This is a genomic window from Acinetobacter sp. IK23, assembly GCF_035615275.1.
GTDB classification, from domain to species: domain Bacteria; phylum Pseudomonadota; class Gammaproteobacteria; order Pseudomonadales; family Moraxellaceae; genus Acinetobacter; species Acinetobacter seifertii.
Genome location: NZ_JANBNX010000010.1, coordinates 19585 through 34428, shown reverse-complemented (window position 1 = coordinate 34428; position 14844 = coordinate 19585). Strand labels below are relative to the sequence as shown.

General features: G+C 40.4%; 12 protein-coding genes and 2 tRNA genes. 5 read left to right on the top strand and 9 right to left on the bottom strand.

Features of this window, described 5'->3' with window-relative positions:
• Positions 1-100 precede the first annotated feature (100 nt).
• Entirely contained in the window at positions 101-2656 is a 2556-nt protein-coding gene (gene ponA / locus MSG95_RS09405) for a penicillin-binding protein PBP1a (RefSeq protein ID WP_139344729.1), read from the top strand.
• A gap of 17 nt (positions 2657-2673) precedes the next feature.
• Here the strand turns inward: ponA and MSG95_RS09400 are convergent, their stop codons facing one another.
• The 9 genes from MSG95_RS09400 to MSG95_RS09360 all read right to left on the bottom strand — a co-directional run bounded on the left by MSG95_RS09400 (position 2674) and on the right by MSG95_RS09360 (position 12247).
• A complete protein-coding gene (locus MSG95_RS09400) occupies positions 2674-3498 on the bottom strand; it encodes a putative RNA methyltransferase (protein WP_139344726.1) in 825 nt (274 codons plus the stop codon).
• A gap of 2 nt (positions 3499-3500) precedes the next feature.
• Positions 3501-3833: a DUF7709 family protein gene (locus MSG95_RS09395; RefSeq protein ID WP_077163639.1), complete on the bottom strand. Its 333-nt coding sequence runs from the start codon at positions 3831-3833 to the stop codon at positions 3501-3503.
• A gap of 60 nt (positions 3834-3893) precedes the next feature.
• Positions 3894-5012, bottom strand: a complete 1119-nt coding sequence (gene mraY / locus MSG95_RS09390) for a phospho-N-acetylmuramoyl-pentapeptide-transferase (RefSeq protein WP_004705178.1) — start codon at positions 5010-5012, stop codon at positions 3894-3896.
• Positions 5013-6413, bottom strand: a complete 1401-nt coding sequence (locus MSG95_RS09385; protein WP_077164846.1) for a UDP-N-acetylmuramoyl-tripeptide--D-alanyl-D-alanine ligase — start codon at positions 6411-6413, stop codon at positions 5013-5015. It abuts the gene before it with no gap.
• A gap of 8 nt (positions 6414-6421) precedes the next feature.
• The gene (locus MSG95_RS09380; RefSeq protein WP_077164845.1) at positions 6422-7921 is read right to left on the bottom strand and encodes a UDP-N-acetylmuramoyl-L-alanyl-D-glutamate--2,6-diaminopimelate ligase; all 1500 of its coding nucleotides are present in this window, start codon (positions 7919-7921) and stop codon (positions 6422-6424) included.
• A 3-nt stretch (positions 7922-7924) separates the two neighbouring features.
• Positions 7925-9757: a penicillin-binding protein PBP3 gene (gene ftsI, locus MSG95_RS09375; protein WP_019457882.1), complete on the bottom strand. Its 1833-nt coding sequence runs from the start codon at positions 9755-9757 to the stop codon at positions 7925-7927.
• A gap of 11 nt (positions 9758-9768) precedes the next feature.
• Positions 9769-10101: a cell division protein FtsL gene (gene ftsL / locus MSG95_RS09370; protein ID WP_004705170.1), complete on the bottom strand. Its 333-nt coding sequence runs from the start codon at positions 10099-10101 to the stop codon at positions 9769-9771.
• Positions 10101-11024: a 16S rRNA (cytosine(1402)-N(4))-methyltransferase RsmH gene (gene rsmH, locus MSG95_RS09365; RefSeq protein ID WP_019457883.1), complete on the bottom strand. Its 924-nt coding sequence runs from the start codon at positions 11022-11024 to the stop codon at positions 10101-10103. The genes ftsL and rsmH overlap by 1 nt, the downstream gene beginning before the upstream one ends.
• 221 nt (positions 11025-11245) lie before the next feature.
• Positions 11246-12247: a sulfate ABC transporter substrate-binding protein gene (locus MSG95_RS09360; RefSeq protein WP_019457884.1), complete on the bottom strand. Its 1002-nt coding sequence runs from the start codon at positions 12245-12247 to the stop codon at positions 11246-11248.
• Between the two features lie 400 nt (positions 12248-12647).
• Between MSG95_RS09360 and MSG95_RS09355 the strand changes: the two genes are divergently transcribed.
• From MSG95_RS09355 to MSG95_RS09340, 4 genes are all read left to right on the top strand, one after another.
• Positions 12648-12947 (top strand): hypothetical protein, encoded by a 300-nt coding sequence (locus tag MSG95_RS09355; RefSeq protein WP_049066027.1) that lies wholly within the window; start codon positions 12648-12650, stop codon positions 12945-12947.
• A 117-nt stretch (positions 12948-13064) separates the two neighbouring features.
• Positions 13065-14573: a glutamate--tRNA ligase gene (gene gltX / locus MSG95_RS09350; protein ID WP_049066028.1), complete on the top strand. Its 1509-nt coding sequence runs from the start codon at positions 13065-13067 to the stop codon at positions 14571-14573.
• A gap of 57 nt (positions 14574-14630) precedes the next feature.
• Positions 14631-14706, top strand: a tRNA-Ala gene (locus tag MSG95_RS09345).
• A gap of 25 nt (positions 14707-14731) precedes the next feature.
• Positions 14732-14807: transfer RNA gene (locus tag MSG95_RS09340), tRNA-Glu, on the top strand.
• Positions 14808-14844: the final 37 nt, after the last annotated feature.

Sequence of the window (14844 nt, the reverse complement as noted above, 5' to 3'; positions counted from 1 at the left end):
ATTTTTACACGGATACAATATCTCATCTAACAATCCGCATGTCTAAAGGCTATACTGACCACAATTAGTTTGTATTCGATCTTATTAAAGCTTACTTATCATGAAAAAGCTATCCAGTTTGGGCTTCGTGCGTCCAATTTTTTTGATCATTATTATTATCTTAGTCTCACTTCCGATGGGATTTTATGGCATGTATCTCTATATTGCCCCAACCCTCCCGGAAATGAGTTCATTAAAGAAAGCACCACTTCTAAAACCATTACAAGTCTATACAGCCGACAATCAACTTATTGCTGAGTATGGTGGTAAACTTTCGATACCGGTCGAGTACAAACAAATTCCTCCTGCTTTTATTCATGCATTTTTAGCTGCAGAAGACTCATCTTTCTTTGAGCATAGCGGTATTAGCTTTAAAGGTTTAGGTCGTGCTTTAAGCGAGAGTGTGACTGGTTCCGATGTGCAAACGGGTGGTTCGACTATCACAATGCAGGTCGCAAAAAACTATTATTTAAGTCCCGAGAGAACGTTAAAACGTAAACTAACAGAAATCTTTTTGGCTCGGAAAATTGAGCAAAACTTATCTAAAGAAGACATCTTAAGTCTTTATGTCAATAAGATTTTCTTGGGGAAAAATGCGTACGGTATCGCAGCAGCAGCCAAAATTTACTATAACAAAAGCATTAATGAACTTAGCATTGCTCAAATGGCAATGATTGCAGGTTTACCAAAAGCGCCATCCAAATATAACCCTGTTGTTAACCCTGAACGTGCACTTGAACGCCGTAACTGGATTTTAGGCCGTATGTTGCAACTCGGTTATATTTCTCAAGCGGAATATCAAAAAGCTGTGGCTGAGCCTATCAATTTGAATATGCCTAACCGCGACTTAAATAATATTCATCCATATGCTGGTGAAATGGTTCGCTCAGAGCTTGTAAAACATTTTGGTGAACAAGCCATTGACTCAGGTTATAAGGTTTATACGACCATTAATGCCCAACGTCAGGCTATTGCTGAGAAATCTGTACAAGATGGTCTTGAGGCCTATGACAGACGTCATGGTTGGCGTGGCGCAGAAGCACATGATAAACCTTTAAGCCAATTTAGAGCTTATGCTAACACCTACCCCGCAGAAGTAACTAAAGTAAATAGCAATTCTTTTGAAGCTTTAATGCAAGATGGTTCCACCGTCACTGTGCAATGGTCCGGCATGTCATGGGCCCGCCCCTATCGCAATGCAAATAGCGTAGGTGGAGCACCTTCACGTGCATCTCAAATTGTTAAAGTGAAAGATATTATTCGCTTACGTCCAAATGAAGCTAAAACTGCATGGTCGTTAGTTCAAGTACCAAAAGTTCAAGGCCAGCTTATTGCAATTAATCCAAATGATGGCTCAATTGAAGCGATTGTTGGCGGCTATAATTTTTATCAATCAAAATTTAACCGTGCTTTGCAAGGTTGGCGTCAACCGGGTTCTACCATTAAGCCATTTCTTTATGCTTTGGCATTAGAACGTGGTATGACACCTTACACCATGGTCAACGATAGTCCGATTACCATTGGCAAGTGGACACCAAAGAACTCTGATGGTCGTTACCTAGGCATGATTCCATTACGACGCGCTTTGTATTTATCTCGTAATACTGTATCAGTAAGACTTTTGCAGACTGTAGGAATTGAACGTACTCGTCAGTTATTCATGGATTTTGGTTTACAAGAAGATCAAATTCCACGTAACTACACTATTGCCTTAGGTACACCTCAAGTATTACCAATTCAAATGGCAACGGGTTATGCAACTTTTGCAAATGGTGGTTACCGTGTTCAACCACATTTCATCCAACGTATTGAAGATGCATACGGTAAAGTTATTTACGAAGCTAAACCAGAATATGCATGTATTCCATGTATTAATGCACCTGAAACAACAGATGATGCTCAAGCAACCACACCAGATGATCAAGTTGTTGAAGTGACCAATAAAGAGTTGGAGCAGAAAGAAAAAGCAGCAAAACAGCTTAATCTTAAACAAACAGATAAAAATAACAGTCAATATCGACAAGCTCAGCGTATTTTAAAATCAAGCTCTGCTTATGATATGGCGAATATCTTACGTGATGTAATTGAGCATGGTACTGGTCGTGCTGCACTTAAAATTGGCCGTAGTGACTTGGGTGGTAAAACAGGTACAACAAACGATGCAAAAGATGCATGGTTTGCAGGTTTTAATGGCAAATTAGTCGCTATTACTTGGGTTGGTTTCGACCAACCAACGACACTTGGTCGTCGCGAGTATGGTGGTATTGCCGCATTACCAATTTGGATTAACTTTATGGATCAATCGCTTAAAGGCACTCCAGCGTCTTGGGTTCGTTTAGAGAAAGATGCTCAAGCACCTATTTCTCGTGAAAAACAAGATGTCGCAAGTGAAGTTGGCGATAAGAAAACATATCGCGCAGCGCCACCATTGGCTCGACCACTTTATCGTCCTGCACCGCCACAGCCTAAAAACACTACCAATGACTTCGATGACTTACCAGGCGAAGAAATTGTAATTCCATCTAAAGCAGCGCCTCCAGCAATGAAGCCCGCACAAGGAGCATCACCGAAGCGTGACAAAGATGAATTAGAAAACTTGATTAACCAAATTGAGTAAAAATAAAAAAGCCATCGTTAGATGGCTTTTTTATTACGCATTTGAAAAAGATATATTTGAAATGATGCTGTTACTTGCAGGTGTGATTGCTGTTCTAATTGCATACGGCGCTCTGGAGAAGCCTTGTATGCATATGGCGTCATAGCGATCAGATTTTTTAAAGCATCTTGGTCAAGTAATAAAGGAGCATCTATAATTTGCTGTTCTTTCAACTCAAATAAATCTTGCAGTTGTTCAACAAACTTTTGCGGTGTGTGCGGATTGACCTGCTCAAACAGTGCCTCACGCATCGCATATAAATGTTCAGTTGCAGGTGTGACAACAATTAAATATCCATCATCTTTTAGCACACGTAAAATTTCTGCTTGGGGAATTGGACTAAAAAGGCTGGTACACACATCCATACTTCGATCGATTACCGGTAAAGTCGCTCCTGTACCAACAACCCAAGTCACGTTGTGATTTAACTTTGCTGCGCGTTGTACAGCATTTTTCGCAATATCTACACCTACACACTGCTCAACAGCATCTTGCATTGCACTTGTGTAGTAACCCTCACCACAACCAATATCAAGTACTGATTTAGCTTTAAGCTGCTTTAGCAAAGCAACCACAGCTTGCTTTAAAGGTTGATAATAGCCATCCTGTAAAAAGGCACGGCGCGCATCTACAGACTCTGGAGTATCTCCTGGATTTTTACTGTGCTTATGTTGGACAACATGTAAGTTTACATAACCTTGTTTTGCAATGTCATAGCTATGACCCTGATCACATCGCCAAGTTTTATTTACCAGCTCTAGTCTTTGACGACACACAGGACACATTAAATTTTGCATAGTCACTTTTAATTATTCTCTTGTTCTTTTTGTTGTAAATAAGCCTTTGCGTGCAGTCCGACAAATGTGCGGCCTGCATTTGTTCCAGAAATCCATTCATCTACATCAAACAAATCAAATAAACCAATTTTAATTAAAGTCGGAATCGCAATTTTTAATTCCTCTTCAATTTGGCCGCGCTGCCCTGCATTATACAAATCAATATTATGCAACATCGTCGCTACTGTTCCAGTTTGTACTTTACTACCATCTTTAAGTACAACTTGAGGTAATACTTCCCCATCACTAACCACTTTTTGGTTAATTACAGATAATTGGTCTAGCCCAACAACCTTTGTCATTTACCTCTCCAATAAAAAAAGCCAGTAGAAACTGGCTTTATATTGACACCAAAATAATTTCTAGCGCAATTTTAAGGTCATTAAGCCTAATACGACTAGTATAATCGTAATAATCCAGAACCGAATAACTACTTGAGTCTCTTTCCAGCCTTGTTTTTCATAGTGATGATGTAAAGGTGCCATCAAGAAGACACGCTTATTCCGCATCCGTAGCGATCCAATTTGCAGGAATACCGAAACAGCTTCCATCACAAAAACACCGCCCATAATCGCAAATACGATTTCTTGGCGCACCATCACGGCAATTGTTCCAAGCATCGCACCTAGAGCTAAAGCACCCACATCACCCATAAAGACTTGCGCTGGGTGTGCGTTATACCAAAGAAACGCCAAGCCTGCACCAATCATAGCAGAACAGATCACAACCAGCTCTGAAGTATATTTCACATATGGAATATGCAAATAATTAGCAAAACGGATGTCACCAGATAAGTAAGCGAATACACCTAAACCTGAAGCAACCATAACCACTGGCATAATGGCCAAACCATCCAAACCATCAGTTAAGTTAACCGCATTAGACGCACCATTAATGACTAAATAAGTGAATACAATAAATGCTAAACCCAAAGGAACGATAGAAAGTGGAATAGAAAGATTCTTAAAGAAAGGAATCAATAAATCCAACATATTTGCAGTATGTTCTGCATTAGATTGTTCAGTTGCAATTAAATATAACGCAATACCAGCACCGAGTGACGCAATAGAAGTCCAAAAGAATTTCTTACGAGCAGGTAAGCCAGCATTGTCTTTGTAGCGGATTTTAATCCAGTCGTCTGCCCAGCCAACCGCACCAAACACAACCATCACACCAAGCACAATCCAAACATACGGATTAGATAAATCAGCCCACAATAGAGTACTAATACCAATTGAAAGCAGGATTAGAATCCCACCCATCGTTGGTGTACCCATTTTTTTGGCATGATTTTCAGGAGCAAACGAACTTACTGCCTGACCGTATTTTAACGCTTGTAATTTACGAATCATGATCGGTCCGAGAACCAAACCAATGGTCAGTGACGTTAATACACTGAGTAAAGAACGTAATGTTAAATAACGAACGACTTGAAACGAACTGTGATAGCCCGCAAGTTGTTCAAACAACCATAACAGCATTTAAAGTTTCTCCATCAAATCAGCCATCAACGTTTCCATATGAGTAAAGCGAGAACCTTTAAACAGGAAACTCATGGACTGGGGTTGATGTGTTTGGATTAGATTGATTAAAAATGGAAGCGCCTCAGCTTGAGTCTGAAATGCTTTCAATTTATTAGAATGAAGGCCTGCACCTTCAAGAGCTGCCGAGGCAAACTGCCCAACTGCAACAATATGGTCTAAAGGAAGTTCTGCAAGATCTCGACCTAAATCGTGATGCTCTTGCCAACTACTATCGCCAAGCTCTCCAATATCACCCATCACCATGACTTTAATGCCATTTTGCTGAAGTAATACTTGTGCCGCAGCACGCATAGAGGTTGGATTGGCGTTATAAGTATCATCAATAAATAAGTAAGGCACTTTTTGAATAAAGTTCAAACGACCTTTAGCACCTTGTGCTTGCTCCAAACCTTTTACAATATCTTCTAAGCTAATTCCTAGCGCTAGAGCAAACGCTACGGCTGCCGTTGCATTTTGTACATTATGCTCGCCAGCAAATGGCAATCGTACAAGGCTAGAACCTTGAGGCGTATGTAGCTGAAAATTGGCAGACTGTGGTAGCAGCTCAACTTCTGTAGCAAATACATCACCACCTATACCAAAGCTAGAAATTTGATGATCTTTGGCTGCTTCACGAATCTCGGCAGTGAAATCGTCTTGTTGCGGAACAATAGCAACGCCCTGAGGCAAAATATGACGATAAATTTCCGATTTAGCACGGCAAATACCATCACGTCCACCGAACTCACCTAAATGAGCAGTTCCAATATTTAAAATGCCCGCGACATGTGGCTGAACGAGTTTTGATGTGTAATCAATTTCACCTTGATGGTTTGCACCAAGTTCCATCACCGCGTATTGATGTTCCTTGCGAAGCTCAAGCAGCATCATCGGCACGCCAAGGTCATTATTTAAGTTGCCTCGGGTGATGAGTGTAGGTGCTAAACGAGACAGTATGCTTCCTAACATTTCTTTCGTGGTGGTTTTACCACTACTTCCCGTTAAAGCAATCACTTTCAATTGAGCATTCTGCTGACGGCGATAAGCACCAAGTTGCCCCAAAGCTAAACGAGTATCAACAACCACAAGCTGAGCAATATCAATATCTAATGGACGTTCAACAATCGCAATTTGACAACCATTTGCTGCAACTTGTGCAACGAAATCATGTGCATCGAAACGTTCACCTTTTAGTGCTAAAAAGGCGTCCCCACTTTCTGCATGACGAGAGTCAGTCAAAATACGTTTAATTTCAGTTTGAGGGATCTGGTCTTTATGCCAGTAACCCTCTGTTGCCTGTTGTAATTGTTGAGCTGTCCACGGTTCCAAAGGCACGGTACTGGTGGTTGAAGTATGCATAATTTTTCCTATTGTGCAGGGTAAGCAGAATCTACCGTATGATGTTGTGCATCAATCGCAGAACGCACTTCAACCACATCATCAAACCAGTGACGCACACCATTAATTTCTTGATAATTTTCATGACCTTTACCGGCAACCACTACAATGTCACCAGCTTGAGCTTGTTCTGCAACAAATTTAATTGCTTCACGGCGGTCATGAATTTCATGCATACGGTGCCCTGAAAAATCGATTCCTTGCTTCATGTCAGCAAAAATCTGTTCAGGGTCTTCTGTTCTTGGGTTATCTGAAGTCAAAATAACCGGATTTGCACCATCTAAAGCGGCTTGAGTCATAAGTGGACGCTTACCACGGTCACGGTCTCCACCACATCCAAATACCGCCCAAAGCTGATTAGAGACATGTCGCTTTAAGGTCTTAAGCACTTGAATTAATGCATCTGGTGTATGTGCATAATCGACTACAAACAATCGCTCATCATCACGAATGACTTGCATTCGGCCTGGGGCACCAACTAGTTTAGGAACAAAATTAACTAATGCTTGTAAATCAAAACCAGCTTGCTCAGCAGCTATGAGCGACGCAATCAAGTTTTCAACATTAAAATGGCCTAATAGCGGACTTTCTACCGCAAATGAACCTTGCTGACACATCAAATTAAAGGTTGCACCAGCCAAGCTATAGCTTAAATCGGTGATGTAATAATCGGCTGTATTTTGAGTTAATGAATAAGTCAAAATTTTAGGTTGCGCTGGATTATTCTGAGCAGACTTAATCATTAAATCTGCATGTGCATCATCTAAATTAATCACAGCAATTTTTAATGAATTAAATTGAAATAAACGAGCCTTTGCTTCTGCATAAGCTTCTAAAGTGCCATGATAATCAAGATGGTCACGACTTAAGTTGCTATAAACAGCAATTTCAATATCACAGCCATTTAGTCGCCCCTGCTCAAGACCATGCGAACTCGCTTCTAATGAAGCAAAAGTTGCACCCTGCTTAGCATAAGCATGTAATTCATTTTGTAATTGTAGAGCATCAAGGGTGGTATGCGTAGAAGGAATCAAGTCTGGCAAAATACCATTACCAGTCGTCCCCATCACTGCACAGCGCTGCTGTTGTGAACTAATTAACTCAGCAATTAAGCGAGAAATAGTCGTTTTACCATTTGTCCCTGTTACAGCAATAATCCTTAACGGTTTAACTGTATCAGTCTGTTGTAAATAACGTTTTTGCCACTCACCCATGCGCTGGCGCACATCAGGGCATACCCACTCATTTGCAACACCTAATTCGGTTTCACTAATTACAGCAAGTGCCCCATTTGCTAAAGCTGCTTCAGCAAATGTACGTGTTTTTTCAGGTTGGCTATAACTGGTCAACGCAATAAAAATTTGACCCGCTCCGACTTTGCGACTATCTAAACCAAAGCCATGAAATGGCTGGTGAGGCCATTGTGTATCAATCTCGATTGGATTAATTTCTTGAAAAGAAATAGTCATAGCTTACCTGCGAGTAGGATTCTGTGGAGTATTAAGTGGCTTATCAAGTGGTACGTTCATTAAACGCAGTGACTCTTGCATAATACGAGCAAAAACTGGTGCAGCAACCAAACCACCGTAGTAACGACCTTGTGGATTCTCCACAACCACGATAACTGCTAAACGCGGATCACTAATTGGTGCAACGCCTGCAAATAAAGCACGATATTCACTATTTGAGTAGCCTTTACCATCCGCACGTAATTTATGAGCGGTACCTGTTTTACCACCTACTCTATATCCTGGTATATTGGCCTGTGTCGCCGTACCACCCGGCATAGTCACTTGCTCAAGCATTAACAAGACTTGATCAGCAATTTTAGGATTTAAAACCTGCTCACCTTTAGGCGCCTGATCCAATTTATGCAAGCTTAATGGCATTTCGACGCCATGATTCGCAAGCATCGCATAGCCTTGTGCTAACTGAAGAATAGTTGCGTTTAGACCATAACCATAAGCCATGGTACCAATTTGAGAAGAGTTTAATTTACTTACAGGAAGTACTAAACCAGCACTTTCACCCGGGAACTTCACTGCAGAACGTTTACCAAATCCAACACGCTTAAAGAAAGTCGGCAATGTCTCTTTCGGAAGTGATAATGCAATTTTTGCAGAACCTACGTTTGATGACTTAATAATGACACCAGTTACAGTCAAAGCCCCGTAGTTATGGGTATCACGAATCGTATGCCAACCCAGACGCATTGAGCCGGGTGAGGTATTTACAATGGTATTCGGCGTATATTGCCCAGTTTCCAATGCAGATGAAATCGTGAATGGCTTCATGGTCGAACCCGGCTCGAACATATCGATCGCACCACGGTTACGCATAGCATCTTTATTAGATAAGCCATTCTTATCATTTGGGTTGTAAGATGGCCAACTGGTCATTGCTAAAATCTCACCAGTTTTAACGTCAACTGCAATTGCCGTTGCTGAACGTGCATTATTCGCAACGCCTGCGGCCGTCAATTCACGGTACATAATGTACTGCAAGCGAGAGTCGATACTTAAAGTGATATTCTCACCCGGCTCGCCCTCACGAATTACTTCAGAAACTTTTAAACGATTACCGCGCTTATCACGAATAATTTTTTGTTCGCCATCAACGCCGGAAAGCTGTTTATTCAACTGCATTTCCAAGCCCTCAACACCTTTTCCATCACTATTGGTTAAGCCAATAATTTGGGCATTCGGCTGTGGTTGCGGATAATAGCGTTTGTAAGTTTTCTCCGCATAGACCCCTTGGAAGTTGCCTTTCATAATAAGGTCAGCTTGTTGCGGTGGAACTTCTTTTTTCAAAACTAGATAGCGAGAACGCGGACGCGCATTCATCTGCTTCTTAAGATCAGCACGATCAACACCAACTACATCGGCAAGCTCATCTAGGTTTAAATTTTTATCAGGTAACTGGCGTTTTAATTTACGATTTTTTGGATCTTGTTTTAATTCAGCCGTAATTTGATCGTATAAATGTTTGGTTTCAAAATAATCACGCGGGTCCATCACAATTTTCATGATTGGACTACTAATCGCTAAAGGCACACCGTGGCGATCGCTAATCACACCACGCATAGCCTCTATACGTTCAGTACGCAAAATATTGGCATTGGCCTTATTTTGCAAAAAGTCCTTATTAATGATTTGAACATAAAATGCACGCGCAATTAATACCACAAAACACAGTAACACCACTGCCCAGAGCAGATAAAACCGCCACATATCGAAGGCAAGACTTGGTTTTTCCGAAATAGACTGCTGTTTTTTTCGTGTTTGCTTTGTTCGCTTATCTACCATACAGCAAGGCCTTACTTATTGTGCTCTGGAGTCATCGGTAAAGAAATTACCACCGTTTCTGCAGCAGGTGGCGAAAACATTCGTAATTGTGTGACAGCACGTGTACCAATTTGAGCAGTAGCACCAAACGTTTGCTGCTCAATCAATAAACGTCCCCATTCAGCATTGAGATCGTCACGTTCACGCATATAAGAGCTTAGCTCTCTATAATCATGACGATACTCAAACACCTGTAATACCACCATCATGGCACTGATAAAAACCACTGCCACCATGACTGCATACACTACGAATTTTTTGACCACTTTTTTTCCTGTGGTTTCGATTTCATCACTGCTTTTCATTACTCGCCTTTTTGTTCCAAGCGTTCAGCAACCCGAAGCCATGCACTACGTGAACGTGGGTTCGCTTTTACTTCTTGTTCACTCGCACGAACCCGCGAAATTTTCTTTAATCTTCTTGTATCAACCTGCTGCTCTGGCATACCCCAACCAGAATCCTCGGCCAAAGTTGATTCTTTTTGAATAAACTGTTTAATCAAGCGGTCTTCAAGCGAATGGAAGCTGATCACCGACAAACGTCCTTTTGGTTTAAGCAAGTCTACAGCTTGCGGCAAAAACACTTCAATATCATCCAGTTCTTTGTTAATAGCAATACGGATTGCCTGAAAAGTACGCGTAGCTGGATGCTTATGCTTTTCCCATTTTGGATGAGCTGTTTTTACAAGTTCAGCCAATTGTGCCGTAGTATCTAATTTTCCGGCTTGTTTAATTGCTTTCGCAATACGTCGACTATATCGTTCTTCACCGTATTGATAAATGATATTAGCCAATTGTTCTTCTTCAATTTCAAGTAACCATTCAGCAGCCGTCAAGCCTTTAGAATTATCCATGCGCATGTCTAAAGGGCCGTCTTGCATGAAACTAAAACCACGTTCTGCTTGGTCTAATTGAGGAGAAGACACCCCTAGGTCAGCCATAATCCCATCAACGCTTTGCACCCCAATTTCCTGCATTTTTTCTTTTATATCAGCAAAACTTGCATGAATAATGGTAAATCTCGGGTCTTCTTGTGCTAAAGCGGCTGCAACTTCTAGAGCCTGAGGATCTTTATCAAAGGCATATACTCGAGCGTTTTCATCGAGTTTCGACAATAATAAGCGTGTATGCCCACCTCGTCCAAAGGTTGCATCGATATACACCCCAGTTGTGCGATCTGCCAATAAGCTTTCAACGGTCTCAAAAAGTAAGACAGAAATATGCGACATAGGAGTTAAATCATAGCGTAAAAATGTAACTGCACATTATCACCTTGTTTACGATGAACACCAAACGGCTTTTTGTAGGAAAATATTAATTTTTCATAGAGAAAACCGTTTTCTTTGCATTTTTTAAGCAAAATAAAAAGCAAGCTCACCTTTTCAGGTTCACTTGCTTCAATATGAAAAGTTTAATTAATTTTTAAACTAGGGAGCTGCCCATATTTTATTTACTGTTTCCCATCATAAATCTGATCAAAGATGGCCCCATTGGCAAAGTGAGTTTGCTGAGCTTTTGCCCAGCCACCAAAAACGTCATTAATCGTAAATAATTTAATTTTTGGAAATTGTGCTGCATATTTAGCAGCGACTTGAGGATTACGTGGACGAAAATAATGTTTCGCAGCCAACTCTTGCCCTAACGGTGAATATAAAAAGTTGAGATAGCCTTTTGCTAAAGTACGGTTACCGTCCTTATCGACTGTTTTATCTACAATCGCAACAGAAGGCTCTGCCAAAATTGAAATTGATGGGTACACAATTTCATATTTATCTTTATCGAGACCTTTCGTTGCCAATAATGCTTCATTTTCCCAAGAAAGTAGAACATCTCCAATTCCACGCTCAGCAAATGTAGTAAGCGAACCACGGGCTCCCGAATCTAGCACCTTAACATTGTGATAAAGTTTTTTAACTAGCTCTTTTGCTTTGGCGTCATTGCCACCCGGCTGTTTTAAAGCATATCCCCACGCAGAAAGATAAATCCAGCGCGGTGCTCCACCCGTTTTCGGATTAGGCGTAATAATTTCAACACCAGGCTTAGTTAAGTCATTCCAGTCACGAATATTTTTTGGATTACCTTTTCTAACCAAAAACACGACTGTAGATGTATAAGGTGCCGAGTTATTAGGAAATTCTTTTTGCCAGTTTGGCTGGATATATCCTGCTTTAACAATTTCATCAATATCATTTGCTAAAGCCAAAGTCACCACGTCAGCCTGAAGACCAGTTGCTACAGCTCGAGCCTGTTTTCCTGAACCACCATGGGATTGTTTAAAATCGACATCCTGACCAGTACGTTGTTTCCAAAATTTTCCGAATGCCTGATTATATTCTTGATAAAATTCGCGGGTTGGATCATAAGAAACATTTAAAAATGTAGTCGCAGCTTGCACCGCAGTTACTGCCAACCCCATATATGTTGCAACTGCAATTATTGCTATTTTTTTCATTTATTAAAAAATCCAATTTATTTTAAACTCTAATATATTTTTATTTTTTTATTTTTCAATCAAATACTTATAATATTTTAAGGTTTGCTAATTACTTTAAAAGATATAATCGAAGATTACTTTTTATTCATAATTTCGAAAAGTTTTGTAATTATTCTTATAGTTTATTTATAGTCTTCACTTTATCTACACATTAATTTGTTAAATAATGAGACGTAATGGATACAGATAGGCTACATTTGAAAGATACCAAGGTGAAATAAAGGTATTTTTTGTAAAAAGTGTGACATAGTTCTACTTTTTTATTAAAATTTATGTTTGAATCGTAGCGTTACCGTAATTTACATTTGGTTAAACTCAAAAAATAGACGAAATGTACATACTGAGGGGATGAGCAAAAATGAAAATTAATTATGGAAAAGCTTTAAGTTTGGGTTTGGTGCTCAGTTTTGCATCGCAATTATCTACTGCCGCAGCACTCAAAGATACACCGAGCAAAAGCGTTTCTGACCGTCAGTCTTCGCTTATTGAAAAAGCACTAGACCAACAAAAACGCAATGCCATAGCCTTACCATCTACAGATGATGAGCTAAAAGTACTTAACACAATTCGTGTAACACCTACTCAAAATTTTCTTGCAGCACAGCATGAACGTTTTTCACGTTTTGTTCAGGCAATCTTCCAGCCACATACTTCTTAATATTTGAAACGGCCCCTCATCGTTTCAAATTAAGCCCAGTCTGCCGTTAAATAAAAACGTCAGAATACTGGGCTTTTTCGTTATAATAGTTTCAATTTTTATTTTGACCCATTATCTATGAAAGTTCGTACTCGTATTGCACCTTCTCCTACTGGTTTCCCTCATGTTGGTACTGCCTACATTGCCTTATTTAACATGTGTTTTGCGAAACAACATGGCGGGGAATTTATTTTAAGAATTGAAGATACAGACCAACTTCGCTCTACTCCAGAATCTGAAAAAATGATTTTAGATTCATTACGTTGGTTAGGGTTAAACTGGTCTGAAGGTCCAGATGTAGGTGGCCCTCATGCGCCTTATCGCCAATCAGAACGTATGGGAATTTATAAGCAATACGCGTTAGAACTTGTTGAAAAAGGTCATGCTTTTTACTGTTTCGCGACAGCAGAAGAACTAGATCAAATGCGTGCCGAGCAGCAAGCTCGTGGTGAAACACCAAAATATGATGGTCGTGGTTTAAAGCTTTCTCAAGAAGAAGTTACTCGCCGCCTTGAAGCAGGTGAACCTCATGTCATTCGTATGAAAGTGCCAGAAGAAGGCGTATGTAAATTTAATGACTTATTGCGTGGGGAAGTAGAAATTCCTTGGGCACAAGTCGACATGCAAGTCCTTCTTAAAACAGATGGTTTGCCAACTTACCATTTAGCCAATGTAGTTGATGACCATTTAATGGAAATCACGCATGTATTACGTGGTGAAGAATGGCTTCCATCTGCGCCAAAGCATCAGTTGCTTTACCAATACTTTGGTTGGGAAATGCCAACACTTTGCCACATGCCATTGTTACGTAATCCAGATAAATCGAAGTTATCTAAACGTAAAAACCCAACATCAATTAATTACTACCGCGATATCGGCGTTCTACCAGAAGCCTTACTCAACTACTTAGGCCGTATGGGCTGGTCAATGCCAGATGAGCGTGAAGTATTTACCCTGCAAGACATGATGGATCACTTTGATATTCAACGTGTATCTTTAGGTGGTCCAATTTTTGATGTCGAAAAACTCAATTGGTTAAATGGTCAATGGATTAAAGGCTTAACACCGGGCCAACTATTAGACCGACTTCTTACTTGGAAAAGTGATCGCAGCACTTTAGAAGACATTGCTGCGGCTATTCAACCACGTATTAATTTACTTTCTGAAGCTGTGAATTGGGCTGGTTTTTACTTTAACCATATGCCACAAATTACAGCCGAAATGTTTGAAAGTAAAAAATTGACTCAAGAACAAGTTCGTCAAAGCTTACAATTTGCAATTTGGCGTCTTGAAGGTCAATTTACTTGGAATAATGACACGGTTAGCCAAACCTTAATGGACTTGGCAAATCAGATGGGTATTAAATTACGTGACTTTATGCCAGCGTTCTTTATTGCAATTGCTGGTTCAACTAGTTCAACACCAGTTATGCAATCAATGGTTACGATTGGCCCTGATTTAACCTTTGCTCGTTTACGACATGCATTAGAAATTGTAGGTGCACCGAGCAAAAAAGAGGTAAAAATCTGGGAAAAACTCAATGAAAGCTTAAAACTGCCGAAAAATGAAGCAACTAGCGAAGCTTAATTCATTTTTTTGTTGACGTGTGAGCGCATTCACCCTAATATTGCGCTCACACAAACTGGGGCCATAGCTCAGTTGGTAGAGCGCTACAATGGCATTGTAGAGGTCAGCGGTTCGATCCCGCTTGGCTCCACCAAGATCCTTTGTGTTTGCCTCATCAAGTCCCTATCGTCTAGAGGCCTAGGACATCGCCCTTTCACGGCGGTAACCGGGGTTCGAATCCCCGTAGGGACGCCATTTTCTATTAGAAAAATTCATTTTAAAGACTCTTTCG

Coding starts and splice junctions, on each gene's coding strand:
- ponA (WP_139344729.1), top strand. CDS start 101: ATGAAAAAGCTATCCAGTTTGGGCTTCGTGCGTCCAATTTTTTTGATC.
- MSG95_RS09395 (WP_077163639.1), bottom strand. CDS start 3,833: ATGACAAAGGTTGTTGGGCTAGACCAATTATCTGTAATTAACCAAAAA.
- mraY (WP_004705178.1), bottom strand. CDS start 5,012: ATGCTGTTATGGTTGTTTGAACAACTTGCGGGCTATCACAGTTCGTTT.
- MSG95_RS09385 (WP_077164846.1), bottom strand. CDS start 6,413: ATGCATACTTCAACCACCAGTACCGTGCCTTTGGAACCGTGGACAGCT.
- MSG95_RS09380 (WP_077164845.1), bottom strand. CDS start 7,921: ATGACTATTTCTTTTCAAGAAATTAATCCAATCGAGATTGATACACAA.
- ftsI (WP_019457882.1), bottom strand. CDS start 9,757: ATGGTAGATAAGCGAACAAAGCAAACACGAAAAAAACAGCAGTCTATT.
- ftsL (WP_004705170.1), bottom strand. CDS start 10,101: ATGAAAAGCAGTGATGAAATCGAAACCACAGGAAAAAAAGTGGTCAAA.
- rsmH (WP_019457883.1), bottom strand. CDS start 11,024: ATGTCGCATATTTCTGTCTTACTTTTTGAGACCGTTGAAAGCTTATTG.
- MSG95_RS09360 (WP_019457884.1), bottom strand. CDS start 12,247: ATGAAAAAAATAGCAATAATTGCAGTTGCAACATATATGGGGTTGGCA.
- MSG95_RS09355 (WP_049066027.1), top strand. CDS start 12,648: ATGAAAATTAATTATGGAAAAGCTTTAAGTTTGGGTTTGGTGCTCAGT.
- gltX (WP_049066028.1), top strand. CDS start 13,065: ATGAAAGTTCGTACTCGTATTGCACCTTCTCCTACTGGTTTCCCTCAT.